22 protein-coding genes are annotated in these 26,684 nt (G+C 41.5%); 9 read left to right on the forward strand and 13 right to left on the reverse strand.

Annotation, left to right across the window (positions count from 1 at the left end; genetic code table 11):
- Positions 1-382: 382 nt before the first annotated feature.
- Both BMW53_RS11815 and BMW53_RS11820 read right to left on the reverse strand, forming a co-directional pair.
- Positions 383-3,004: a DUF5916 domain-containing protein gene (locus tag BMW53_RS11815; protein WP_051568044.1), complete on the reverse strand. Its 2,622-nt coding sequence runs from the start codon at positions 3,002-3,004 to the stop codon at positions 383-385.
- Positions 3,005-3,078: 74 nt separating this feature from the next.
- Positions 3,079-3,753, reverse strand: a complete 675-nt coding sequence (locus BMW53_RS11820) for a DUF6962 family protein (protein WP_051568043.1) — start codon at positions 3,751-3,753, stop codon at positions 3,079-3,081.
- A 150-nt stretch (positions 3,754-3,903) separates the two neighbouring features.
- Between BMW53_RS11820 and BMW53_RS11825 the strand changes: the two genes are divergently transcribed.
- From BMW53_RS11825 to codB, 4 genes are all read left to right on the forward strand, one after another.
- Positions 3,904-4,737 carry a hypothetical protein gene (locus BMW53_RS11825; protein ID WP_038562291.1) on the forward strand — a complete coding sequence of 278 codons (834 nt, stop codon included), beginning with the start codon at positions 3,904-3,906 and terminating at the stop codon, positions 4,735-4,737.
- A gap of 196 nt (positions 4,738-4,933) precedes the next feature.
- Positions 4,934-5,809, forward strand: a complete 876-nt coding sequence (locus BMW53_RS11830; protein ID WP_038562287.1) for a tetratricopeptide repeat protein — start codon at positions 4,934-4,936, stop codon at positions 5,807-5,809.
- A gap of 343 nt (positions 5,810-6,152) precedes the next feature.
- Positions 6,153-7,148, forward strand: coding sequence for a hypothetical protein (locus BMW53_RS11835; protein WP_038562285.1), 996 nt, complete (start codon positions 6,153-6,155; stop codon positions 7,146-7,148).
- A gap of 24 nt (positions 7,149-7,172) precedes the next feature.
- Positions 7,173-8,414, forward strand: a complete 1,242-nt coding sequence (gene codB / locus BMW53_RS11840; protein ID WP_038562282.1) for a cytosine permease — start codon at positions 7,173-7,175, stop codon at positions 8,412-8,414.
- A 156-nt stretch (positions 8,415-8,570) separates the two neighbouring features.
- Here codB and BMW53_RS11845 read toward each other — a convergent pair whose 3' ends face one another.
- Positions 8,571-10,772, reverse strand: coding sequence for a S9 family peptidase (locus BMW53_RS11845; protein ID WP_038562279.1), 2,202 nt, complete (start codon positions 10,770-10,772; stop codon positions 8,571-8,573).
- Between the two features lie 565 nt (positions 10,773-11,337).
- Between BMW53_RS11845 and thrS the strand changes: the two genes are divergently transcribed.
- From thrS to rplT, 4 genes are all read left to right on the forward strand, one after another.
- On the forward strand, positions 11,338-13,287 hold the full coding sequence (thrS, locus tag BMW53_RS11850; protein ID WP_074780675.1) for a threonine--tRNA ligase: 1,950 nt from the start codon (positions 11,338-11,340) through the stop codon (positions 13,285-13,287).
- A gap of 24 nt (positions 13,288-13,311) precedes the next feature.
- Entirely contained in the window at positions 13,312-13,869 is a 558-nt protein-coding gene (gene infC, locus BMW53_RS11855; protein ID WP_074780678.1) for a translation initiation factor IF-3, read from the forward strand.
- 90 nt (positions 13,870-13,959) lie between these two features.
- Positions 13,960-14,148 carry a 50S ribosomal protein L35 gene (gene rpmI, locus BMW53_RS11860; protein WP_425531652.1) on the forward strand — a complete coding sequence of 63 codons (189 nt, stop codon included), beginning with the start codon at positions 13,960-13,962 and terminating at the stop codon, positions 14,146-14,148.
- Positions 14,149-14,279: 131 nt separating this feature from the next.
- Positions 14,280-14,624 (forward strand): 50S ribosomal protein L20, encoded by a 345-nt coding sequence (rplT, locus tag BMW53_RS11865; RefSeq protein WP_038562270.1) that lies wholly within the window; start codon positions 14,280-14,282, stop codon positions 14,622-14,624.
- Positions 14,625-14,723: 99 nt separating this feature from the next.
- Here the strand turns inward: rplT and BMW53_RS11870 are convergent, their stop codons facing one another.
- Genes BMW53_RS11870 through BMW53_RS11895 form a run of 6 tightly spaced genes read right to left on the reverse strand, consistent with a single transcriptional unit; the run spans position 14,724 to position 21,147 of the window.
- On the reverse strand, positions 14,724-16,340 hold the full coding sequence (locus BMW53_RS11870) for a M1 family metallopeptidase (RefSeq protein ID WP_038562267.1): 1,617 nt from the start codon (positions 16,338-16,340) through the stop codon (positions 14,724-14,726).
- A 24-nt stretch (positions 16,341-16,364) separates the two neighbouring features.
- Positions 16,365-17,432 (reverse strand): DUF2891 domain-containing protein, encoded by a 1,068-nt coding sequence (locus tag BMW53_RS11875; RefSeq protein ID WP_051568042.1) that lies wholly within the window; start codon positions 17,430-17,432, stop codon positions 16,365-16,367.
- A gap of 50 nt (positions 17,433-17,482) precedes the next feature.
- Positions 17,483-18,079 (reverse strand): YdeI/OmpD-associated family protein, encoded by a 597-nt coding sequence (locus tag BMW53_RS11880; protein WP_038562264.1) that lies wholly within the window; start codon positions 18,077-18,079, stop codon positions 17,483-17,485.
- Positions 18,080-18,085: 6 nt separating this feature from the next.
- Complete coding sequence (locus BMW53_RS11885; protein ID WP_038562261.1) at positions 18,086-18,562, reverse strand: DUF4199 domain-containing protein; 477 nt, start codon at positions 18,560-18,562, stop codon at positions 18,086-18,088.
- Positions 18,563-18,621: 59 nt separating this feature from the next.
- Positions 18,622-19,683 (reverse strand): ribosome small subunit-dependent GTPase A, encoded by a 1,062-nt coding sequence (gene rsgA / locus BMW53_RS11890; RefSeq protein WP_038562256.1) that lies wholly within the window; start codon positions 19,681-19,683, stop codon positions 18,622-18,624.
- Positions 19,684-19,707: 24 nt separating this feature from the next.
- Positions 19,708-21,147 (reverse strand): MATE family efflux transporter, encoded by a 1,440-nt coding sequence (locus BMW53_RS11895; protein WP_081804909.1) that lies wholly within the window; start codon positions 21,145-21,147, stop codon positions 19,708-19,710.
- 246 nt (positions 21,148-21,393) lie between these two features.
- Here BMW53_RS11895 and BMW53_RS11900 point away from each other — a divergent pair, with 246 nt between their 5' ends.
- Complete coding sequence (locus tag BMW53_RS11900; protein ID WP_038562251.1) at positions 21,394-22,122, forward strand: glycoside hydrolase family 127 protein; 729 nt, start codon at positions 21,394-21,396, stop codon at positions 22,120-22,122.
- Between the two features lie 113 nt (positions 22,123-22,235).
- Here BMW53_RS11900 and BMW53_RS11905 read toward each other — a convergent pair whose 3' ends face one another.
- The 4 genes from BMW53_RS11905 to BMW53_RS11920 all read right to left on the reverse strand — a co-directional run bounded on the left by BMW53_RS11905 (position 22,236) and on the right by BMW53_RS11920 (position 26,586).
- Positions 22,236-23,441, reverse strand: coding sequence for an L-serine ammonia-lyase (locus BMW53_RS11905; protein ID WP_038562246.1), 1,206 nt, complete (start codon positions 23,439-23,441; stop codon positions 22,236-22,238).
- Positions 23,442-23,528: 87 nt separating this feature from the next.
- Positions 23,529-24,602 (reverse strand): VOC family protein, encoded by a 1,074-nt coding sequence (locus tag BMW53_RS11910; protein ID WP_074780682.1) that lies wholly within the window; start codon positions 24,600-24,602, stop codon positions 23,529-23,531.
- A 129-nt stretch (positions 24,603-24,731) separates the two neighbouring features.
- Complete coding sequence (locus BMW53_RS11915; RefSeq protein WP_038562241.1) at positions 24,732-25,526, reverse strand: SDR family NAD(P)-dependent oxidoreductase; 795 nt, start codon at positions 25,524-25,526, stop codon at positions 24,732-24,734.
- A 136-nt stretch (positions 25,527-25,662) separates the two neighbouring features.
- On the reverse strand, positions 25,663-26,586 hold the full coding sequence (locus tag BMW53_RS11920; protein ID WP_038562237.1) for a YitT family protein: 924 nt from the start codon (positions 26,584-26,586) through the stop codon (positions 25,663-25,665).
- Positions 26,587-26,684 lie beyond the last annotated feature (98 nt).

A 26,684-nucleotide genomic window follows, 5' to 3' on the forward strand; every position in this document is an offset into this window, starting at 1 on the left:
CCATCTGGCTTCGATCTGCTTTCTTCGCCAGACGATTTTACTTTGGTTATTTGATCCCGGCGCTACGCACCGGGTTATTCATATTAGACGCTTCCAGCGTCGTGAAAAATTTGCAATTACGACATAGCAGCTCAATAAAGTCGTTTTAACTTTGTAATTCAGGTCAATATCCCGAGGGGATAGAATGTGACTAACCTCGGGTAAAACCCGGGGGTGATGAGAAAGTAAATCAAAGGCGCAAATAATCAGTTATTCAACGCACAGCTGCTGTATGCGCCTCGTACTCTCAATGTTTTTATGAAATGCTGTCGTTAGACCTCACTTTCATTCCTGTTGGTGATTCCTGAGAATCATGATTGTTTTATTATCCTTCGCATAGTAGTTATCTTCCGATACGGTACGAAAATTTTACCAGGAAGACATTATGTGGTTTCTCGTCAAAGAGATCAGTAATATCGTCTCCAAAATTAAATTTGCCCCAGTTATCGTAACGTCCCCGATTTTGCGACCACACCAGGTAAATCATCGAGCCGGGACGATATTCCCACCGAACTACCAGGTTTGATAAAAATTCTTTCACATTAAAATCAGGATTATCAAAACTATAATCGGTTTGTCCATTTAAGGTTTCATCAATGTTGTAAACACTGTTTTGTGCATCGTAGGTAATCTGGTCTTTGGAATAGAGTGCAAATCTGTCGTGAATTTCATTAGCCTTACTATCAGTTATATACTTAAACGCATTGTAATCGCCCGTTGCAATAAAAGGCTGTCCCCAAAACTGCACCGTTAAATCGGGCGTAACATTATAGTTTATCCGAACAGAGGTGCTGAACGTTTTACGCTGAATGGTTCCCATAATGTAGCGTGTGTCGTTCAGGTGGTCTTGCTGCGTAATATATTGAAGCTGATTGTCGCTTACGCCATATTCGGGGCTAATTTCAATTTGCATGGCTTTTATCGGGCGATAACCAAATTCTACCTCAAAACTTTTGCTCGAGAAGTAGCCTTTTTCGTTACTCCAGTTCATTCCACCGTCGGCTCCGTAGGTAAACTTCTTTTGTGGATTTGAGAATATTCCGGTATAAAAACTGTGGTTTCCTGAAATTTTCATCGATGGGCCGCCTCGTAGTGCAGAATGAGAAAGCTGTTCGCCATTAAAATTTATACTCGAAAAGGCATTCCAGAAGTTTTTAAACTGTGTATTGCCGTTAATATTGCCACCTGCACCCAATAAGTTTCCGCCAAAATCATAATCGGTCCACTGGTTAAAATTAAGTCCCATACTTCTGAAAATGGAGAAAGGCTCGTACCAGCGATAGCCTACCCAAAGTGCCTGAGTAATGTCGTCAACTTCGGGTGTATAGCCAATGTCGTTAATTTCCAGTCCCGGTGATTTCCAGCTAAAAATTCCCGCAAACTTCAGCTTGCCACCTGTTTTGCCAATGGTGAATTTGCCTCCGGTACCAGCAAGCGAAGTTCGTGTTGAATCGAGTGTTACGTAATCGGCATCAGGGCGCTGATAGGTTCGCGAATAGGAAGTTTGCGTGTTAAGAATCGCTTCTTCGCTACCTTCAACACGGCTAAAATATACTCCGGCATCTACAAACCAGTCTTTGTTGTGCCATTTGTGTACAACATCAACTCCACCGGTGTAAGCGCTTTTGTGCAGAAATTCAAGATGTTCATCATTTATATTTCGGTTCACAGCGGTAAGCATTCCTCCGATATAGGTATTTCCCTCGTTAAAATCCTTTTGAACTCTGCTTACGAAATAGTTGGTTAAAGGCTCAACCGCTTCGGTTTTGTTACCTGATAGTCCTCTGATTTCAGCTTCTTCTCTGGCAGTAACACTTTCAATTACACCAATCGACCAGCCGCTTTTTGTTTTGCCGGTTATTTTTGCTGCACCCAATATTCGGGTAAAATCGGGCAGATCGGCATATTCATCATCCGCCAAATCGGGCGAATGATTGGGACGGCGTCCGATTCGGCGCGAGTAAAACAGGTTATTGGCCGATTGATCTCCGTCGCCAAAAGCAAGTTTGTACGACAGGATATTGTTTCCCTCGATAAAAAACGGGCGTTTTTCTCTGAAAAAAGTTTCGTAAGTACTCAGGTTTACCTGCGACGGATCAGCTTCAACCTGGCCAAAATCCGGATTAATGGTGAGGTCCATGGTAAGGTAATTGGTGAGGCCGATTTTGGCATCTAAACCGGCATCAAAACCATTTGATTTTCCTGATTTCAGAAATGGATTTTCAGGTTCTTTTTCAAAACGTTCGGTACGGGCAACCATATACGGCGTAACATTCAGCGAGTTTTGCGGCTTTATATTTTCAATGCCTCGCAAAATGCCAAACTGCGAGGTAAAACCGGCCGTTTCACGTTTCATAGCTTGCCACGACGAAAGTTCGTCTTCCCTAAAAATATAGCGTAATACATTCAGTCCCCAAATCTGTTCTTCGTTTTCGTCAAACCTAAGTTGGGTGAGAGGAATGCGCATTTCGGCATTCCAGCCATTTTTTGTAACGGCTGTTTTTGCATACCAGATCGGGTCCCAGGTGTCGTCTTCGTTATCGCCATCGTTGGTATTCACCATATCCGAGCGTACTCCGGCTGCTGAAACGATAAATGCAAACGAGGTTCGTTTGTCAAAATACGAGTCGATGTAAACGCCTGCCAGGTCGCCATCCGTTTCATCGCGTCGTGTCATTCGCATTGAAATACTGTCCGGATCGTCGAACGAGTGAATTGCCACATAAAGGTTGTTGGCATCGTATAAAATGGCGTATTCTGTTTGGCGGGTTGGCGCTTCGCCTTCGTTAGGTTCATGCTGTATAAAGTCGTTTTCCCAGTTGGCATTTTGCCATTCCGGTTCATCAAAAACGCCGTTAATTGTAATATCCAGATTATTGAAGGTTGTAGCTTTGTAAGTTCGTTTCTCCTGGGCTGATATTGTGCAAAAAAGGAATAATAACCCGAAGACAGCTGCAACTTTCATTGAATTGGTTTTTTTATAAGACTGCCAAATCAGAGAAGTGTTACAGCTAAATGTGATTTTCTTGGGAGTGGACCTTATTTCAGACTTGTTTTCATGTTGATTTTGCTGGCACCAATATAGAAAAACCAGGCTGCAACGGCCATTAAAACATGGCTTGCAGCAATGTGGTTAAACCACTGGTGTATGGATATATCATTCATGAAAAACAGAGCTGCAACTGCTGCAAAAGCAACTCCAATAAGAATAAACTTGCTGGATTTATTACGTGTTTTTACGTATAAAAATCCTTCCAGCGAGAGCACAACAAACATTAATCCGTAACCCGAATGAAATTCAACATAAAAGAAATTGAGGGTAATGATCGTTAAGGTTAAAAAAGTCAGGAACTCAATAATATTCAGAATGCTCAAAATTTTAACAATCTGTTTTGAGAGCTGAATACGAGTGTGTTCGATTGCTGCCCGTTCAACAAACATTATAGCGAACATACTGGTTATCCATCCCGGTAATTTCCAGTAGAAGTTTAATTTGTACAGGAAGGCATGACCGATCAGGCCGCCCAAAGCGGTGGCTATTCCCATAATCAGGAAATAAAGTTTGAAATAGGTAAATACTTTTTCAGACCGGTTATTATTGTGGATTTTGTAGGCAAATATGAAACATAACACCGAAACAAGGAGGTCGGTGAGCGTTACAACAGGCTCGTCAATTTTAATTCCAAAAAGAAATACCGTGTTTATTTTTTCCATTCATTTTAAAGCGTTTAATACAACAACACATTGTGTATTAACAATAATGTACTGTTATTATTTTTGTTCAAAACCGATGTCGGTTTTTATTTATTGAGTAGCTTTATCAAAGAACCAAATAAGCAACCAGAAATCAAAAAAAAATAATAGATGAAACAGACCTGCATTTTTATTTTCTTAACCCTTTCAGCTTTTTGTTTTTCATGGGCTAACAAACCGGAAAAGGAAAAACGTTTTAATGCCGAAAAGGACTTGCTGGTGATGCAGTTTGATTGCAAAACCGATGTAGATGATATTCATTCGGCCGCAGCTTTTAAAACCTTGCTTTCGTGTCCTGATTTCAGTGCAATAAATTACTTTGCAGTTGCCGGAACATACGGCATTCAGGAAGGTTTATATGTGCCGCCAAACGAGCTTTTTCAACAGGCTTTTAGGGATAATTGGATCGATGCACATACAAACCGCCCAAAGGCAATTGTGAAGATGAAAAATATAACACTCGAATGTTTGCAAAATGGAGGAAATGTATGGATTGCTGAAGCCGGTCAGTCCGATTTTTCGGCGGCGTTAATAAAGGCTATTCAAAACGATGCGCCCGAAATTAATACTTCCGAACGCATTCATATCGTCCAACACAGCGATTGGAATGAAAAAGTAACATCGGCCAACAGCCTGGCATACGTGAAAGCGAACAGCAATTACCATAAAATTCCGGATGGGAATGCAGTGGGAAACGGAACGCCCGGATTTCGAACGCCCGGCTACAACGATTGGCAAACAAAAGTAAAAGATACTGATCTTATCAACCTGTGGGAACTGGCCGTTGAAATAGGCTTAAAATACAACGGCAAAAACGGACGATACAACAATGAAGCTGTTGCAAGTGGAGGACTTGACTTCTCAGATCTTTGCGAAGTTTGCTGGATTTTGGGATTACAGGAAATGAAAGATACTGATGAGTTTTTCAATACTTTTGGAAGGTAATTTATAGTCCTGTACAACAGGATGAAATCCTTCAGAACATCAACAAAAATATTGAGGAGAAGAAAGACGATTAAGCAGATTTCCCTGACAGTCAGACAGCTTTTAATTAAATCTGGTTAACGATTCTTAGCTATACCTGCACATAAAAGGTGTTTCCCGATAATTTATTTAGTTTTGGCCCACGAAATTATAAAATATGGCGAAAAAGAAATTATTATGGGGAGCCGCGATGGCTGTTTTTCTGGTGTCGTGCGGGGCACCAAAAGTACTGACCACCCCAAAAACAGAAGCAACAAATTTTGAAGCAACAGGAAATTATTCGCAGGCGCTAACAGCCTGGACGAGTTATTTCGAAACAACAGCAATTGAAGAGGTGGCGGGAGCCGATTTTGCTCAGGCGGCAAAAACGGCATTCAAAGCGGGCAACGCTGCGCAGGCTATCAGTTGGTTCGATCAGGCACGTTATAAAAATTATGCCGATGCTGATATGTATCAAACACTGGCAGCCATTTACCAGCAACAGGATAATTTATCGAAAGAATTGTCGGCGCTGGAGTACATCACCGAAAATTACGGAAGCGATAATAACGAAGTAAATGCGCGTTTACTGGCTATTTACACCGAAATTGATGCAAACGATAAAGCGCTGGAAGTATGGAGCAAAATGGATGGTGCCTCGAAAAATAAGGAGGAAAACCTCGATCATTACTTCGAAGTGAACAAGGCGCTGGAAAACGAAGCGGTTTGCGATAGTCTGGCTGACGTTTTGCTGGGTAAAAATCCGGAGCATTTGGAGGCCTTGGAATGGAATGCCAAAAAATACTACTGGGCCGGACAAAACCGCTACGAGCGCGAAATGGCAAAATACAATGCAAACAAAACCCGAAAAAACTACAATACGCTTTTAAAAGAACTGGATTTGGTAACAGCGGATTTTAAAAAGGCTTTACCTTATTTAAATAAGTTGTGGAAGCTGAATCCCGGAAAAGAATATGCCGGTTATCTGGCCAATATTTACGCCCGGTTTGGCAACGAAGACAAAACAAAATTTTATCAGAATTATATGAAGTAAAAAAAGAGGCTGTCTCAAAAGGGCGGTCTTTTTTTTTGCTGCCATCAGAATGGCTGTTCAGTGTCGCCCGGCGCAGAAAACTAAACGCACAGCGTGTTGTCTGCGATTTCTGGAAAATCCGGGCATTTATTATCATAATATGCGCTGAGTTATTTTTATCCGAAATAAACAGAACTCTTATTTTAAATCTGAAAGATTTTTGAACATTAATTTTTGACTTTTGGAATAAAAGAGTCATTTTTGTCATCCGGAATTTGGGGAACATTCCTGAATTTCGGGGACACGTCCGGAGACCATCCCGGTCTCTTGTTTTCCCATTTATTTTTTAAAATTTACGAGAGAAATGCTGAATAGAATTTCAAAGAGAAACGACTGTTCAATCTACAAAATTGAAGAGGAGGGGAAGACGAGTGTAAACCGACTGGTGATTTCCAACGCTGAAACGCGCGCCATTTGCAACGATACCACGGTAATGGGGGTAAATTATACCCGCAAGCTGCGCAAGGCGTGTTCGATGGCGATGAAGAGTTTGCAGGAAGAACAGGTAATTTGCCTGGAAGAAAGAAAAACCATAGTGTTTAATATTTTGCGGGGCGGACTGAATTTTGGTTTGCGCGAAGCCATCGCCGACGCGTTCGACTGGAATTTACACGGTTCGTCGTTTATCAGTGCCCAGCGGGCCCGTATTAATCCCGATTCGGAAGAGTGGCACATTATCGAAAGCGACTACCAAAAGGTTTATATGCCGCAATCGGCGCAAATTGTAATTGGCGATGTGGTTGCAACCGGCACCAGCCTCGAGTTTGGGTTGGAAGCCCTGGTAAAACAAGCCGAAATCAACAATACGAACATCGAATCGATCCTGTTTTTTACCTATGGAGGGAAACGAACCGAGGAGATCCTGGAGAATGTGGATGCACTTTGTCGTGCGAAGTTTAAAGGATATCAATCCACCACCTTGTGCTATATCGAAGGACGTTTTACGGTGCCTACCGTTTCAACGCCTTTAACCATTAAACTTACCGGAACCGATTTGGTAAAACGCGAAGCGCTGATGGCCCCCGAGTTTGTTGAAAGCCAGTATGAAAATCCGGCTTTTCCGATGGAACGCTGTGTGATTTACGATGCCGGTTCACGCGCGTTTTGGTTACCCGAATACCTCGAAGATGTGATCGAATACTGGGGACAGGTGCATACCATGGCCCGTCGAGGCCGAACCTTTGAACAACAAGTGGGAGAGCGTGTACCGAATCTCGACTGCAGTAAGTTTGGAGCGGTTGATCTGGAAGAACTGGCTTCAGCTCAACTCACGAAACTAAAAAGCATTGCAAATTCTTAAAAATCAACTTATAAAAAACTAACAATGGAAAAACCATCGCATCACGATCACGATTTTTCGTTATCGGCAGTTGAGAGCAACAGTAAAAAAGGATTTTGGGTAATGCTTGTAGTAATGCTGGGCTTTACCTTTTTCTCGGCCAGTATGTGGGCCGGAGGAAAACTGGGTGCTGGCTTAACTGCGTCGAAATTTATAACCGCCATTTTGGTCGGAAACCTGATATTGGGAATTTATACAGGTTTGCTTGCTTATACTGCTTCCAGAACGGGTTTATCGACACACTTGCTGGCGCGGTACTCATTTGGCGAAAGAGGATCGATTCTCCCTTCGTTCTTGCTGGGAATTACCCAAGTGGGATGGTTTGGCGTTGGAGTGGCCATGTTTGCCATTCCGGTACAAAAAGTCACCGGCTTAAATATTTACATGATTGTTGCCGTTTCGGGAATAATAATGACAGCTACGGCATGGTTTGGGATCAAGGCACTTACTGCGCTTAGCTTTGTGGCCGTGCCTGCGATTACCGTGTTGGGGTTGACATCGGTGGGAAAAGCCTTTGGCGATTTTGGCGGAACAGCTGCCTGGTTTGATGTTGTTCCTGAAAATCCGATGACGCTTTATACAGCGATTGGAATCTGTGTGGCTTCGTTTATTAGTGGCGGAACTTTAACACCCGATTTTACCCGTTTCTCCAAAAACAGCAAAATTGCGGTATCCACTACGCTGATTGCCTTTTTTCTGGGTAACTCGCTGATGTTTTTCTTTGGCGCTGTTGGATCTGCCTTTTATCAGCAATCGGATATCAGTGATGTTTTGGTGAACCAGGGGATGATTGTTTGGGCGATGATTGTTCTGGGATTAAACATCTGGACTACCAACGACAATGCGCTTTATGCATCGGGGCTGGGATTCTCGAACATCACCCGTTTACCCAAAAAGATCATGGTGATTGTGAATGGAATCATCGGTACGCTACTGGCAATTTATTTATACAACAATTTTGTGGGATTCTTGAATGTGCTGAATTCTATGTTGCCTTCGATTGGTGGAGTGTTGATTGCCGACTTCTTCATCGTTCATAAAGCAAAATACATTGATTTTGCAGAACGGAAAATTCGTAATTTCCGCTGGTCGGCAGTAGTTGCCTGGGGAATTGGCGTTTTGGCCGCAACTTATTTGCCCGGTGTAGCACCGGTAAACAGTGTTGTGAGTTCGATTGTAGCTTATGTGATCATTGAAAAAGCCATTTTAAAAACAGAAACGCTTTAGTGTCTTTGATGCAAAACATTTTAACTCCCAGAGGATTTCGGGATTGTAATCTTTAAAATTCAATACAGCTTTTAACGCACAATTGGGATAAAAATAAAAGGCTGTCCAAAAAAGTTAAATTGGACAGCCTTTATTTTTACTTGTATTTCCGATTTATTACTCCATCAAATTATCTTTCAGGAAATTTACCATTTTGGTGTACAAATGCATACTTGTGTTGCCACCCCGTATTCCGTGGTTGCGGTTGGTGTACATTGCCATTTCGAACTGTACGCCCGCCTGCACCATTTTTTCGGTCATTTCATAAGTGTTTTGTGCATGCACATTGTCGTCGGCAGTTCCATGTACAATCAATAAGTTTCCTTTTATGTCTCCTGCGTACGAAAGCGGCGAATTATCGTCGTAGCCTTCCGGGTTTTCTTCCGGAGTGCGCATAAAACGTTCGGTATAAACCGTGTCGTAAAAACGCCAGCTGGTTACCGGAGCAACTGCAATACCGGCTTTAAACAGGTCTCCACCTTTTTCAAGCGTTAGCAATGTCATAAAACCACCGTAGCTCCACCCGAAAATCGAAATGTTTTCAGCATCGACATAGGGCAGGGTAGTTAAGTATTTCGCTGCTTCCACCTGGTCGTCCGATTCGTATTTTCCCAGCTGCATGTAGGTTGCTTTCCTAAAATCTTCGCCACGGGCAGCAGTTCCACGCCCATCGACACAAACCACCACAAAACCTTCCTGTGCCAGGTATTCGTTCCAGCTAATGCCACCCCACGAGTCGGTAACACTTTGCGAATTCGGACCACTGTACTGTGTCATTAAAACCGGGTATTTTTTCGAATCATCAAAATCGGTTGGCTTTAACATCCAGCCATTCAACTCAACGCCTTCAGAGGTGGTAAACGTGAAAAACTCCTTTTGTGGAATTTGCAAACTCTTAATCGTGTTTTTCAGCACCGTATTGTCCTGCAGAAAGCGGATTTGTTCGCCTTTTTTATTGTCGTGCAAAGTGATGTAATTCGGCACTTTTGCGCTGCTGTAATAGTTAATGTAGTATTTAAAGTTGGTACTGAATACAGCACGGTTTGTTCCTTCTAATGTCGATAGTTTTCCTTTCTCTTCTTTATCCTGGCTAATGTAGTAAACCTCGCGGCGCAATGGCGATTCGGCCGCCGCCTGATAGTAGTATAGTTCTTTTTCGGCATCGTAGCCATAAAAGTCGGTTACATCGAATTCGCCTTCGGTAAGTTGGGCAATTTCGAAGCCCTGTTTGTCGTAGAGGTACAAATGCGACCAGCCATCACGTTCGCTTTGTACAACAAAACTCCCGTCTGGAAGATAAGTAAAAGCATCGAGGAAATCCTCGGCAATGTAGCGGTCGTTTTTCTCTGTCAGGAAGTTGCGCGAGTCGCCTGTGTAAGGATTGGCATATAAAATATCAATTTGGTTTTGATGACGATTTAAACGCATTACCACCAATTCGTTGTCGTCGGGTGTCCAGTTTAAACGCGGAACATAAATATCCGATTTTTCGCCAATGTCAACTTTAATGGCAATTTTTGTTTTCACTTCGTACGAATAAACTTCTACCTTCGAGTTCGCTTCACCGGCTTTCGGGTATTTAAAGGTGTATTCTCCGGGATACAATTTATTGTTGTTGAGTGTTGGCGCCGCTCCGGCATACATCGGCATTGAAAACTCGCGTACTTCGGTTTCGTCAAAACGAATGTAAGCCAGAAATTTGCTGTCGGGCGACCACCAAAATGCTTTGTTAAAGCCAAATTCTTCTTCGTAAACCCAGTCGGGAGCTCCGTTGATTATCTCGTTAAACTTACCGTCTTTTGTTGCCTGGTGAGTGCTTCCAAATTTCAGGTTTTTGATGACGATATTGTTGTCGCGCACATAGGCCACGTAATTTCCATCGGGCGAAAAAGTTGCCAGTTGCTGTGCCCCTTTATCTGATAATTGGGTAAGTTCTTCGGTAACCGAATTCCATACATAAAATTCAGCAGTATAAGAGCGTCGGTAAATCGGTTTGCGCTCGGTTGTCAGCAATATTTTTGTTTCATCGTTACTGAATTCGTAGGCCGAAAAGGAAGAAATAGGGGCATCCTTAACCTTGGTAATATCAAAAAGTACCTCAATTTCTTCACCGGTTTGGTAGCTGTATTTAACTATCTGGGTTTGTTTTTCCAGGGTAGTGTAATGGATGCCATCGTTCATCGAGCGCAGGCCGTAAACCGATTGTGCCCGAAAAGTGCCTTTTTGTAAAATTTCTTCTAATGTAATTTTTTGCGGCTGTTGTGCCTTTACCGAAAAAGTAGTCAGAAATATGACCAGTAAAATAAGCAGTTTCTTCATGTTATTTCTTTTGTGTGTGAGCAAAAATAGAAAAATGTTTATCGAATGTTTAATGACATTTAAAGAATATCAGAAATCGCAAATTAATTTCATCCATCTTGTTTCGTAAAATTTTCAACGAAAACAGTCTTTCATAACTTGATTCCTCTTATTTCGAAAAAATATCTCTTAATTCGTATTGTTCGCTATTGCAAAAAATTAAAATAGCACCGGAAATAATAAGCTGGCATTAACCCAAGTGGTTTGTTTTGCATGTAAAAGAGCTGTAAATCAATAAGTATAGCAACTGTTCCTGAACCCCGGCAGCGTTAATCAGAAGTTGGTAACTTTTAATAGATTTGTAATTTAACAACTGAGTGTTGAAAAAACGTTACAATTGCCTAACATGCAGGCGCTCGATTCTTTCTAGTATCAATGGATTGATTATCTTTGCCGCGCAAAAGTGATTTAGGTTTGGAAATGAAGGTTTTTAATTCAAAAACTTCTGACTGCATTTGAATTACAAGATTTAAAATAACAGATAGATTTCAATAGTAATATTGAAACAAAAAATAGTAACAGTAAAATGATAAAAATTACACTTCCTGACAACAGTGTGCGCGAGTTTGCGGAGCCTGTTAATGGTTTAGAGATTGCCAAATCGATCTCGAACCGTCTGGCAAAGGATGTGCTGTCGATTTCGGTTGACGGCGAAGTTTGGGATTTATCGCGGAAAATTGACCACGATGCCAACATAAAACTGCACACGTGGGACGACAGAGAAGGAAAAGAGACTTTCTGGCACTCATCAGCTCACTTAATGGCTGAAGCTATTGAAGCTTATTTTCCGGGTACCAAATTTGGTATCGGGCCAACTGTTGACACAGGATTTTACTACGATATCGATCTTCCGGAAGGAAAAGTGCTTTCGGAAAATGACCTGCAAAAAATCGAGCAGAAAATGCTTGAGTTGGCACGTCAGAAAAACGATATTGTTCGCTCTGATATTTCGAAAGAAGATGCTCTGGCTATGTTCACCGATAAAAACGATGAGCTAAAGCAGGAGTTGATAAGCGAACTGGAAGACGGAACCATAACCCTGTACAATCAGGGAAATTTTACTGACTTATGCCGTGGCCCACACTTGCCCAACACCAGCTATATTAAAGCCATTAAATTAACGGCGATTGCGGGTGCTTACTGGCGTGGCGACGAAAAAAATAAAATGCTTACCCGTGTTTACGGTGTTACTTTCCCAAAAGCAAAAATGCTTGAGGAGTACCTGCAAATGCTTGAGGAAGCCAAAAAGCGCGACCACCGTAAAATCGGTAAGGAAATGCAATTGTTTGCCTTTTCTGAAGCCGTTGGACAAGGCTTGCCGTTGTGGTTGCCAAAAGGTGCGCAATTGCGCGAACAGCTGGAGAATTTCCTGAAAAAGGTACAAAAGAAATACGGTTACGAGCAGGTGATGACACCACATATTGGCGATGTGAAGTTGTATAAAACTTCAGGTCACTTTCAAAAGTACGGACAAGACTCTTTTCAGCCGATAAGTACACCGGCAGAAGGCGAGGAGTATCTGTTGAAGCCGATGAACTGTCCGCACCACTGCGAGATTTACAAAGCATGGCCACGTTCATACAAAGACCTTCCGGTGCGTATGGCCGAGTTTGGTACGGTTTATCGTTATGAACAAAGTGGCGAGTTGCACGGTTTAACACGTGTACGAAGTTTTACGCAGGACGATGCGCATATTTTCTGTCGCCCGGATCAGTTGAAAGATGAGTTTAAGAAAGTAATCGATATTATTTTCATCATTTTCAAAGCATTGAACTTTGAAAATTATACTGCACAAATTTCGTTGCGCGACCCGAATAAACCCGAAAAGTATATCGGATCGCCGGAAAACTGGGACAAGGCTGAAGAGGCAATTATTGAAGCCTGCGAAGAAAAAGGTTTAAATACGGTTACCGAACTGGGTGAAGCTGCATTTTACGGTCCAAAACTCGACTTTATGATTAAAGACGCTTTAGGACGTAGCTGGCAGCTGGGAACTATCCAGGTGGATTATAACCTGCCCGAACGTTTCGAGTTGGAATATATTGGCGCTGATGATAACCGTCACCGTCCGGTAATGATTCACCGCGCACCGTTCGGTTCGATGGAACGTTTTGTGGCCGTGTTAATTGAGCACACTGCAGGTAAGTTTCCGTTGTGGCTTACACCAGAGCAGGTGGTAGTGTTACCTATTAGCGAAAAGTATAACGATTATGCTAAAAAAGTTTCAGATTTTCTAAATATTTCCGATATTCGCACCGTCGTTGACGATCGTAACGAAAAGATTGGTAGGAAGATACGCGACAACGAATTAAAACGAATTCCTTATCTTTTGATCGTAGGAGAAAAAGAAGCAGAATCTGACTCGGTTGCTGTACGCCGGCAAGGCGAAGGTGATAAAGGAACAATGACACTAGAGGAATTCGCTGAATTTATTAATAAAGAAGTAAGAGATCAATTATCAGGATTATATAACTAACTTAAGGAGGAACGCATTATAGCTATTAAAAGAAGAGGTCCGAGAAGAAAATTCCAGCCCCGAAGAGAGCAGGAACCGCAACACCGGATAAATCACAAGATCAGGGTGCCACAAGTACGTTTAGTGGGTGATAACATCGAAGAACAAGGTGTTTACCCCTTACGTGATGCACTAAAATTAGCAGACGAGATGGAATTGGATTTGGTAGAAATTTCGCCAAAAGCCGATCCACCGGTTTGTAAAATTATTGATTACTCGAAGTTTCTTTATCAGCAGAAAAAGAAACAAAAGGAGATGAAAGCAAAAACCACAAAAGTTGTGGTAAAAGAAATACGTTTTGGTCCGCAAACTGATGAGCATGACTTTCAGTTTAAACTGAAACATGCCGAAAAATTCCTTCAGGAAGGCGCAAAAGTGAAAGCGTTTGTATTCTTTAAAGGACGTTCGATCTTATTTAAAGACCAGGGCGAAATTCTGTTGCTGAGACTGGCAACAGCATTGGAAGAATGGGGAAGCGTTGAACAAATGCCAAAATTGGAAGGAAAACGAATGACAATGTTTATTTCACCTAAAAAGAAATAGGTTTCGGTTAACGAAACTTGTTTTTTGGTGTTAAACCATATATAATAAAGTTCTTTGATAACATTTTAATTAGTAGGAATTATGCCAAAAATGAAAACGAACTCCGGTGCTAAAAAACGTTTTAGATTAACCGGAAGTGGTAAAATTAAAAGGAAGCACGCCTACAAAAGTCACATTTTGACTAAAAAAAGTACAAAACGTAAGCGTAATTTGACTTATTGGACAACAATCGATAAGACAAACGAAAGCAACGTAAAACTTTTGTTGTGCATGAAGTAATCCGTCGGTTGACGGACTTACATTAAACCTTTTAATTGAGAGAGGTAAAAAAAGTTAAAAACCTGATAATTGTGCTTTAAAGTATTTCCGTTGGTTGACGGAGACCGCCGATTATCAAAAAAGTAAAAAGTATGCCAAGAAGTGTAAATCATGTAGCATCACGCGCCCGAAGAAAAAAATTACTGAAAAAAACTAGAGGTTATTTCGGTTCGCGTAGTAACGTTTGGACGGTTGCAAAAAATACCTGGGAAAAAGGTCAACAGTTTGCGTACCGCGATAGAAAAGCGAAAAAAAGAACATTCCGTGCATTGTGGATTCAGCGTATTAACGCTGCAACGCGATTGGAAGGAATGTCGTATTCACAATTCATGGGATTGTTGAAAAAGAACGACATTGAAATTAACAGGAAAGTTTTAGCCGACTTGGCGATGAACCAACCTGAGGCGTTCAAAGCAATCGTAGAAAAAGTAAAATAAAGACTTTATTATTTAGGTGAAATACATTGTAAGTCCTGACGGTTTCGTCAGGACTTTTTTTATGCCCTTATTTTGGGCTGCAGAATAAAATAATCCTCTTTATTGAGCTAGTTCATAAAGCAATTTCACATTCGGATCAATGAAAATATCTTTAATCCCGGAAGTTGTTCTTGCCTGAAATTGCTGTGTTCTTTTTGTTTTTTCGATCATTACGGTTACGAGATCCACCGAACCATCTTCATAAAGAATATTCATTTCCAGCGGGAAACTGAAAAGTTGCTTGCCCCTTTGTTGAATCAGAATTTCCTGGTTGTCTATTTGTTTCCCGGTGGTTTCTGTTCCCCACGAAACTTTAAGTACCGGATGTCCGGCACTCCATAACCACTGATGAAAAAAACGATCAAGATCTTTACCCGAAACAGATTCCATAAGCGATTGAAAATCTTTTGTCAAAGCGGTTTTGTTTCTGAAATCGTGATAATATTCTTGTAATCCTTTAAAGAAAGTGTCGTCGCCCAATTTATTTCGTAACATGTGTAAAAACCAGCCGGCTTTTTCGTACGTATTGGCATTTAATAGGCGGGTATATTCCTGAACAGTTGTATCGATTACCGGAATGTATTTTTGTTTTGAGAATGCAATAACGCGCTCACGATCATATTTCAGTCCATCATTAAATTGTTCGTCGCCATAAAAGTGCTGTACATAAAGATGCGTGAGGTAGGTAGCAAATCCTTCGCTGAGCCACACATGATGCCAGTTTTGCTCGGTAACGGAATTTCCAAACCACTGATGAGCCACTTCGTGTGCAAACAGCTGTTCCGGAATACGATCGCTTATGGCCGAATTTTCATGGTAAAAAATACAGCTGGCGTTTTCCATTCCGCCGTAACGTGTTTTTGATTGTACATGCGCCAGCTTTTCGTAGGAGTAGGAACCAATCAATTCAGAAAAGTACTCCAATGCCTTTGTGCCGTATTGATAATTCTCAAATCCTTTTGTTTTGTTCTGTTCAAATACCCACGAACTCACCGGTATGCCCTGAAATTCCTGCTTGTTTCCAATCGCAAAATCGGCAGCTCCAATTACCATTAATTTGGTAGCCAGCGGCACATCTTCTTTCCAGTGGGTAAATTCAACTGCATCGTCAAGTTGTTTTTTCTCCACGAGCTTTCCGTTTGAGATAACCTCGTAATGCGCCGGAGCATAAACAAGGAACTCTAAAGTAGCTTTATCAGAAGGATGATCGACACACGGGAGCCAGTTTTGGGCGCGATTGGGCCAGTTGTCGCCAAAAAATGTACGATCTCCATAGCGATTCTCTGATATGATCAAGCCATCGGCAGGAACGCCGGAATAGCCAATGGTAAAATCGAGAATATCGCCCGCTTGTGCCTGTTCGTTTAAAAGAATTACAAGCTTATTGTGTGCTTGCTTAAAGTCAAGTTCAATGTCTTCCTTTTTTACCATATGAACCAGCATTCCGTAGTCGCCGGAATTCTCAACTAAATCGAGTGTGATATCGTTACCGGCTTTTAGAAATTTAATTGAGATGGTAGCAACTCCTTCTATCTGGTTTGTTGTATCGTTTAAATGGATTTCGAACTTGTGGTGTTGTACATCAATCTTCTCAAAACGAGATTGGTGATTTTGGGCAGACGAAAATACAACGTTGCCCCAAAATAGCAGCAGGCAGCAAAATTTTGTAATATTCATTATCGAGTGAGTTGAGCTCCGAACCTATTTATTGTGACTTTTTATTAATGCGTAGGTGGCAAAGGATGCCAGCCAGTGTGCTCCGGCATATTCGCCCGAATCCATTTTTTCGTAACTGTAATTAAAATGGGCGTCGGCAAAATCAATTAGTCGCTGGTTATTTAAGGCGTAACCCATTTCGTATAAGCACCAGGCACGGCTGAAGTTTAAGCCATCGAGGTGGGCAAGTTTGCCATCGCTGCGGTCGGTAACAGTTGCAATCTCAAGAAACTTTTCATGATGTTTTTCAAACTTTGGAAGAAACTTTTTTAGCCACTCTTCAAACTCTTTTTCTGGTAATACTTTTAGCATTATCGAAGCTTCCTGCAGGCAAGGCGAAAGAAAATCGAAACCGCCCGGTTCCCAGGTCAGCGGACAATCACAATCGGAAGCGTAATACTCTTTTGCTTTCCGTTCAATTTGAATGGCCAGTGCCGTATCGTATTTTTTTGCCCAGTCGTAGGCAAACGACATTCCGAAGGCAATATTGCAGTGTTCGCCAATTCGTATAGGGTAAATCAGTTTGTCGAGAAATTCACCAAATTTATCCGACAGCAAATCAACCAGTGGCGACAGGTTTGCCTGTAATTCAAGTGCTACCGGATCATTCCATTCGCGCAAAGCTTCATCAAGTTTTAACAACCAGGCCCAACCGTAAGTGCGTTCGTAGGTGGTGTTGTGCTTATCGTCGAAATAAGCAACTTCCTGGAGAATATTTGCTTCGGTAATATTTTTCTTGAGCTTTTTAATGATCTCATCACGGTACTTGAAATCCGGAAATTCAGTTAAAATTTTCACCAAAGTCCAGTGCCCGTGCACCGACGAATGCCAATCGAAACAACCATAAAAAGCAGGGTGCATTACTCGCGGAGGCTGAAGGTAACTGTCGTCGCCCAAAACATGCCCGGTTTTATTCGGGTATTCCTGGTCGATACACTCGTAAGCAAAATGATAAAGGTATTCGGCTTTCTTTTCATCGAAGCTAAGTTTTGAGGATTGCGCAGAAAGCTGACCGGTTATAAACAAAAATATTAGGAAAAACTGTAATTTCATTATTCATCAAATTTTGATCTGATGAAATTAGAAACAATTCTTAATAAGCCTTAATAATTGCGGTATTTATCGTTTAAACCGATGTTATTATTAATCATTGGGATAATCTTATTCAACCTCGATTGTTTGGTTTTTACCTGTTTTGCCTGTGCGATATAATTGGCAAATTCGCGTTGTTTGCCCGGCGAAAATTCCTGAAATGAAAGCTTCAGATGATTATCCTGGTTTAAGGCTTCTTTCAATTCGGGCGGAATAATTAACTTTTTATTTCGGATGATTTTTACCCTTTTGTTTTGCTTTTCGTTGGAAATAGCTTCGTTTGCATAAGCAATAATCATTTCTGCATCAAGATCGTCGACCGTTACAAAGCGCCACTGACGCAATGCTTTGGTTTTATCGTTTTGTGCATTAAAAAGCACTTTTGCTTCGTCTTTTAACAGCGCACCCTGAAAGAACCAAATAGCCACGTGTTCTTTAAAAACACCGAGCCCGATTACATTTTTTCCATTAATAGTGTAACACGGCGCACCCCATTTTATAGTTTCCGATAGTTCCGTAGATCTTAGCAAATCACGCAGTATCATCAAAATATCCTGCCTTGATCGGGCAGTTAAAATATACTCGTCAACTGTTTTTGCACCTGGCATAGCCACTTATTTTTTTCGGGTGAAAATGGCAATAATTGCCGAGGTTGCCAGTCCCATAATTGGTGCTGTAAGAATACTTTGTAGCATATAGCTTTGCAGGTTGAAATAACTTGCTGCCTCTTCCTGCGTTTGCAAGCCATTTTCAACCGCATAGCGAATCATGTTTTCGAAATAATGTGGAGTAATCACTTCAACCGTAAGGTATTGGGTGAGGGGAGTAAGAATGGTAACTCCCAAAGTAATGATCAATCCGCTGATAAATCCCTGTATCCAGGTCATTTTGCCGTTGAAATCATTTTTCCGTTTGTCGAACAGGGCAACCACATAAACTGCAATGGCCACAATGGCGAAGAAGTTGGTTGCAATGGCGTGTTTTTCAATGTTCTCATCATGAAGGCCGGCAAGTCGTTCTCCTAGCATCCAGACCAGCTGAACAACAGCAAATAAAACGGCCCATTTCATCTCAATTGCGAATTTTTTCATCGATAAATAAGTTTTGGTTTCAGTTTAACAATGAATCAGAGGGACTTATTGTTCATCAACTATTTTGGTTTTGAACGCTTTTTCTCTTTCAACACCGATTTTATCATTTTGCCAAACTCCTTATCGCGCTGCCGTTTTTCGTAAAGGGTACTGCTGAAATGTTCTTGCTCGCGCTTTAGTTTTAAATAGTTTTCGTAGGCATCTTCGCTTAATTCGCCACGCTCAAGTGCTGCCAACACGGCACAGCCCGTTTCGTTGGTATGGCTGCAATCGCTAAACCGGCAATCGGAAGTCAGATCAGAAATAGCATCAAAGGTCATTTCAAGTGCATCGGCCGAGTCGGTTACTCCCAACTCGCGCATTCCCGGTGTGTCGATCACAATGCTATCGTTCTCCAGCACAAACAATTCGCGATGGCTTGTTGTATGCCGCCCTTTACTGGTACTTTCGCTAATCGACCGGGTTTCGAGGGCTTCCCTGTTTAGCAGGTGATTAATAATTGTTGATTTGCCAACACCGGAAGAGCCCAGGAAACAATAGGTTTTTCTCGCTTCCAGTTCATTTCTCAGAAGGTTAAAACCTTGTTTGGTTTCATTGCTTATGGCAATTATTTTAATATTCCTGATTCGATTTTTTACTTCATCCATTAAGGTTTTACACTCGGTTTCACTAACCAAATCAGTTTTTGAGAGTACCAAAAACGGTTGGATATTTCCGGCATAACAAACTGCGAAATATCTTTCCAGACGGTTCGGGTTAAAATCGTGCCCAACAGCTTGTACAATAAACGCTACATCAACATTGGCGGCAATAAGCTGCACATCGCCGTGTTTGCCAACAGCCTGGCGTTCGAGTTTCGAAAAACGGGGCAGAACTTCATTAATGATTGCATTGTCATCGTCCATTGGCACAAAGTGTACCCAATCACCAACAGTAGGGAAATCGGCGGCAGATTGAGCCCCAAACCTTATATTACCGGTTATTTCGGCTTTTAAAACCGATGTGCTGCTTTGAATAATGTAACGTTCTTTGTGCACCGTTATAACCCGCGCCAGTTCAGCGGTTGAGATGTTATTCTCTTTTGAATAATTTTCAATCGAAACAGGAAGTTGTTGTTTCATGATAAAGAGTCTTAAGAGATAAATTTACACTTTTTGTTGTTTCCATTTGCCTTTGCGGAACACATATAAGGCTATGATTGCCAAAAACGATTCGGCTATTACAATTGCCATACTGGCTCCAAACAACCCCATATTCAGCACAATGGCCAGGAAATAGGCCAATGGTATCTCGAAGAGCCAAAAGCTGATAAAATTGATTTTTGAAGGTGTAATCGTATCGCCGCTTCCGTTAAATCCCTGCATCAGAACCATTCCAAGTGCATAAAACAGAAAACCAAAACTGATTATGCGCAGTGCCAGTGTGCCGTTATCAATAACTGCCGCTTCGCCGATAAACAATTTTATCCAGAACTCGGGGAATACAGCCAGTATAATTCCCATAAATCCCATAAAAATCATGTTTACGTATCCGGTTATCCAAACCGATCGTTCGGCACGCTCAGGTTGATTGGCACCAAGATTTTGCCCAACCAGCGTTGAAGCAGCGTTGCTGAGGCCCCAGGCAGGCAACAGCGCAAAAATAATTATCCGGATGGCAATGGTATAACCGGCCAACGCTTCCGGTCCTGAAACGGCAATAATGCGAACCAGCAAAATCCAGCTCGAAGTGGCAATCAGGTTTTGTAAAATTCCACCACCGGAAATTTTCACGAGTTTCAGCATTACATTGAAACGGATTTTTAAACTGTGCCAGTAAAGCCGAATGCGGTGATGCCCGCCAAACAAAAGGTAAAACTGGTACAAAACTGCCAGTCCACGCCCGATTGTAGTGGCAATTGCTGCTCCCGCAAGCCCAAGTTCAGGAAAAGGGCCAATGCCAAAAATCAGCAATGGGTCGAGAATGATGTTGATAATATTAGCCAACCACATTACCCGCATTGAGATGGCTGCGTCGCCCGAACTGCGGAACACCGCGTTAATAATAAACAGCAGCATAATTACCACATTACTGCCAAACATAATGGCAGGGAAAAGGTAACCTTCGGCAGCCATGGAGTCGGTTGCGCCCATAAGCTTTAAAAATTCGCCGGCAAATAAAACACCGGGAATGGCTAAACAAACTGAAAATATTAAACCGACCATCATAGCCTGAAACGCCACAACACCGGCTTGCTTGTTGTTTTTCTCGCCAATTCTTCGCGAAACGAGCGCTGTGGTTGCCACACTTAATCCCATTCCAATGGCGTAAACAATGGTCATTACCGATTCAGTGAGGCCAACCGTTGCTACTGCATCGGCTCCTAATTTCGAAACAAAAAATATATCAACTACGGCAAATACCGATTCCATAATCATTTCGAGCACCATCGGCACTGCCAAAATAAAAATGGCTTTGCCCAGGCTGCTTTCAGTGAAATCGCGCTCTGTACCGCCTATTGCTTCTTTTACATCAATCCAGAGCTCTTTAAAATCAATGTCTTTTAGTTTTTGTAAAGACAAAACATTTACTCTTTTGCGTAACATGATAAAATTATGGAAATAAATGAATAAACTAATTGAATAATCTCTCTTGGCCAACCTAGAACGGTCGGTAATCAGTAACGGTGATATTTATTGAGCTATTCATTTTTAGTTCTCTTTTTATTTGAGTGTAACAAAGTTATAGAAATTAGTTCTTAAAAAACAAATCAATTTTCAATAAACTTTTAATTGCCATTTGTTTGAACACTTCACACTGATTCGTGTTTATGAGCTGAAAAGTAACTACAAATGAATCCTAAACTGTATTTTATTATTCTGTTTTTTGTACTTGTTTCATGCAATTACAACGATCAATTTCCAGTAAAAAAGTCGGAACGTATTTCAACCGTCAATACATCTGTAACACAAGACTATGGTAATGATTACGGGCCTTTTGAAAATCTTTTTACTTTTGTGAATCAGTTTGATGCACAAGATTCAGCCTTTGATTTACAGGTGTTTAAAGATAAATACGATCAGTTTTATGCAGCTAAAAAAAAGGCCGTTTATGATAGTCCGGAATTGCCTGCCTGGATAGAAATAAACGGATTGTTACTTGAATTAACAGGCGAGGCAAAATATGCACAGGAACTGGAAGAAATATCGGCAAACGAAAATATGGCGAACTACATCGAACCTTTTGTGCTGACAAAAAATGGTGATCACATTTACGTTAACCTGTTCAATCCGGTTGAAATAAACTACCAGCATTCGCTTGGCGGCGAGGTTACTTTTCGGCAGGAAACCACTTATCCGGAGTCGGGAAGTGTACGCTTACATTTCGACAATGCTGAAAATAGTTACATAGAGTTGTACATTCGAATTCCGGAATGGGCCGAGGGAACGAGTGTGGTCGTAAAAAAGGTGAAATATTTCACGCAGCCAGGCAGTTACTGTGTAATTGCCAAAAAATGGAAACAAGGTGATGTGGTTGAGATTGAGTTGCCGATAGAAAACTATCAAGCTCGTCTTCATTAATATCCAGCTTTTCACAGCATAAATCGTCATGCTGAACTTGGTTCAGCATCCAACTATTTCAAAAAGATTCCGAAATAAATTCGGAATGACGACTTTATGAATTCTTTAACGAATCAGCAGTTTGGCAAAGCATCAAAAATTGCCAGTCCGCCTTCCGATGTTTCACGATACTTACTTTGTAAGTCAATTCCTGTTTTATACATGGTTTCCACCACTTCATCGAAACTAATGCGGTGGCGCCCATCGGTAAGTAAAGCATAATTATTGTGCGATACGGCCCGTTCGGCAGCAAATGCATTTCGTTCTATACAAGGTATTTGTACCAGCCCGGCCACCGGATCGCAAGTCAATCCCAAATGATGCTCGAGGCCCATTTCTGCCGAATACTCGATTTGATAAATGGTGCCGCCCATCATTTGTGTTGCAGCGCCTGAAGCCATCGCACAGGCTGTTCCTACTTCGCCCTGGCAACCTACTTCTGCTCCTGAAATTGATGCATTTGTTTTTACCAGATTACCGATGATTCCTGCGGTAGCTAATGCCCTGATTATACTTTTCTTATCGGTATTATGAATTTTTTGGAAATACTTTAGGATTGCAGGCATTACGCCGCTTGCTCCGCACGTTGGAGCTGCCACAATCTTACCTCCCGAAGCATTTTCTTCCATTACCGCCAGTGCGTATGAAAACAACTGCGAACGTCGTTTAAAAGGTGTGGCAAAATTGCGTCCCTTGGTATTAAAACTTTGTGCTTTTCGCGGAAGTTTTAAACCTCCGGGTAAAACTCCATCGGTTTTTAAGCCGCGCTTAATGCTGTCGAACATTACGTGCCAAACTTCCTCCAGGTAATCCCAAATATCGGGTTCTTCAAACTCGGCCACGTATTCCCAAAAGCTTTTTCCGTTGCGGTTACACCAGTTCAGTATTTCGGCCATGGTGGTGTGTTCGTACACATCAACCGTTTCGGTTTGCGTATAATCATCGATAATGGCACCTCCGCCAATGCTGTAGCAGGTCCATTCTTTCAACAGGTTATTTGCTTTGTCGAAAGCTTTGAAACACATCGCATTCGGGTGTCTTTTTAGAAAGGTTTTCGGCTCCCAGTTAATTTGTAACTGACGCTTGCCAAAACTTTGTTCGATTGCATAATCCGTAAGGTGACCTTTTCCGGTGGCGGCCAAACTACCATACAGTGTTACCTCAAAATGGTTGGCATCATTGTTTTCTGCCAGAAACCTTTCTGCAGCTTTTTTCGGTCCCATGGTGTGACTGCTTGATGGGCCGTGTCCTATTTTATAGATTTCCTTTATCGATTCCATACTTCTATTTTACTGATTCAATAAAAGAATAGAAATTGTTGTAGTTTATGATATTTAGCAGTGCCTTAAAAAAGTCCTGTTATTTGACTACTTTTTGTCTTTCACCCGCATAAAACGAAACATATTCATAATCCATTTCGGAAGCGGGTGGTAGCCTCGTTTACGAAGGTCGATGTACCAGCCAATTTTTTTGACAATCGGTATTTTATGTGTTTCAACAAATTCGATCAATGTTCCTTCGGGGGCCTGTATATAGGCAAAATTTCCGGCAGCTTCGCCCATATCGAATGATTCCATCGCTTTTGCACTGTCGACGGTAAACGGATAACCAATTGCTTTTGCCTTTTCGCGGAATTGGTCCATACCGTTAATGTCGAAACAAAGGTGAATAAAACCCGGATCGCCCCATATTCTTCCTTCGTAAATATCTCGGGGCTCGTAATCAAAGGCCTGAATCAGCTCGATAACCGATTGCCCGAAGAAAGGACTAAAAGCGCCTTGTTTTACATCGGAATGACGAAGCAAAACGCGACGGAATTTTTTGTCGCCACCCGGAATACTTTTGTAATCTTCAAAAACACCGGTTTCATCGTAAACAACTTCGTCGTATTGCAGAATCTCCTGGTAAACTTTCAGGCTGGTATCCAAATCTTTTACCCCAATTACCGTTCCCAGTACACCACCGGTTAACGACTTTTCTTTTTTACGAAAAACACCTTCCTGGTTTTTTATTTCCCACATGTTTCCGTAAATGTCTTTCATAAAAAAATGGTCGTTGCCGGCCGGATCTTTCGAAACAGGAGTAAGCAGATTTAGCTTTGAAGCACTGAATTTATCGTAAACTGCCTGTACATTTTCGGTTTTTATTTTTCCGATGTTAATGCCCAAATCGCCCAGTTGAATCTCGAAATTGATGGGCTCAGGTTTTTTTCCGGTATGTTGCCATATTTCAAAACCTCCACCACCTTGCATATTTAGTGCCAAAACAGCTTTTCTGTCGCGTGTTTTTCCTGCTGTGTGTGCCAGCATCAACTCTGCTGTGGCTTCATCTTCAAACATTCGAATATCCATTGAGAAATGTTCGCGATACCATTTCCATGCTTCCTGAAGATCTTCAACTCCAACTCCTAACTGCTGGATTCCGTTTATTTGTGCTTTCATTCGTTTACAATTGTTGATTTTTACGGTAACTCATGCCTGCCTGCGGTAGGCAGGTAACTCGCATATTCATTCTCCCGACTATTAAAATCGCTCTTGTTATGCTCGTTTCATTTTGCTTAATCCTTATATTTACAGTGGTTTAACGCGCGAAGCCATGTAATAATACAAACGCGGCAAAAACCGTCTGATGTGTACCATAATAACTTCTGAACCACCTACCAATATTTCCTTTTTCTCTTTTTTCAGTTTTTTACAAATCACTTTTGCGCATTTTTCTGCCGACATGCCCTCGTCTTGGCCGGCATCCATTTGCGCGTGAGTTTTTCCGTCTTTATTGATCGCATTCACCGAAATATTCGTTTTTATACGTCCGGGAATGATAACCGAAACGGCAATTTTGTTTTTGGCGTTCTCGGCCCGTAAACTTTCGAAAAAGCCGTGTAAAGCTTGTTTCGATGCCGAATACGACGACCGGTATGGAAATCCAAATTTACCAACAATACTGGAGGTAACAGCAATTTGCCCGCCACCATTTTTAATCATTTGCGGCAAAACCTTTTTGGTTAAAGCAATTGTTCCAAAATAATTTACTTCGAAAATTTTGCGATCGACACTTAACGGGGTTTCGGCTACATACGAACGTTGGCTAATTCCGCCAAACTGGTATAGCGCATCAATTTTTATGTTGTTTTCGTTAATGAACTGAGCCGCTTCTTCAATCGATTGTTCGTTTCCTAAATCGAAAGGAAGAATAACGGTTTGGCAGCCGTTTTTTATGCAGCATTTTTCGGTGTCTTTTAAGGCCTCTTCTTTTCGGCCCGAAAGAATGAGTGTTACGTTGTTTGATGATAACTCAATAGCCACCGCTTTGCCAATGCCCGATGATGCTCCTGTAATCCAAATTGTTTTTCCCGAAAAATCCATTTTCTACTTACTTTCAGCGTGGCACGAAGATAACAGAATATTCAGCCGGATAAAATGAAAGAGGGCTATTTTTACATGCCGTTGAATTTAAAAATCGTTAAGATTGTTAAAATGTACATTTAACCAACTATGGCTGCTAATTGTTACCTTTTTGATTCAGGCTCTGAAATCCTTCGCCAAGAATTTCTTTAGTATCCATAACGGTAATAAATGCGTCTGGATCTATTTTACTGATGTATTCTTTCAGTACTGCCACTTCGCGACGACTCACAACGGTGTATATAATTCGTTTTTGCTCGCCGGTAAACATACCTTCACCATTCAGATAAGTTCCTCCGCGCTCTAAATCAACCAATAACTTTTCTTTTATTTCTTCATGTTTTCGCGAAACGATTAGAAGGGCTTTGTTGTAATTGGCACCTTCAAGAGCAGTGTCGATCAATTTTCCGCAAATGTAAATTACAATTAGCGAGTAGAGTGGGATGGCCCAGTCGCGGAAGGCGAGCAAGCCAAATAATACGATTACTGAATCAACATAAATCATCAGTCTGCCAATTTGCAGATGGGTGTATTTTGCAATAATCATGGCAATAATATCCGATCCGCCGGATGTAGCACGCGATTTAAAAATCAAACCCAGTCCAAATCCCATTAAAACACCGCCAAACAGGCACGATAAAAGAATATCATTCACCAGTGGCAAGTTTGCATCCGGGCGCATCATGGTCAGCAAATCGGTAAAAACAGCGGTTAACACCGATCCGGTAATGGTTTTTATTCCAAAACGTGGACCGAGAATTTTAATTCCGGTAATAATCAGCGGAATGTCAATCATCAGTGCAAATGTACCCACCGGAATCCCATCGGGCCAAAACGAAAAAACACCTTCGGTTAGGTAGTGTACAACAATGGCGATTCCGTAAACGCCACCCGGAACAATTTTATGCGGGGTAACAAAAAATACAAAAGAAGCGGCCAAAACAAATGAGCCCGAAATTAAAAGCAGATTATCCTGAATCCACTTTTTACTGAAAATTTTGTCTTTTGTCAGAAATGCCATTGTATTGAAATTTTTCGCAAAAGAACACAATTTAAATGGATTAAAAAACAGATAATTGTCAGCAAAGATTTATGCTGGATACTGGATGCTGGATGCTA

The sequence above is a fragment of the Draconibacterium orientale genome (genome assembly GCF_900111425.1).
Taxonomy (GTDB): Bacteria; Bacteroidota; Bacteroidia; order Bacteroidales; family Prolixibacteraceae; genus Draconibacterium; species Draconibacterium orientale.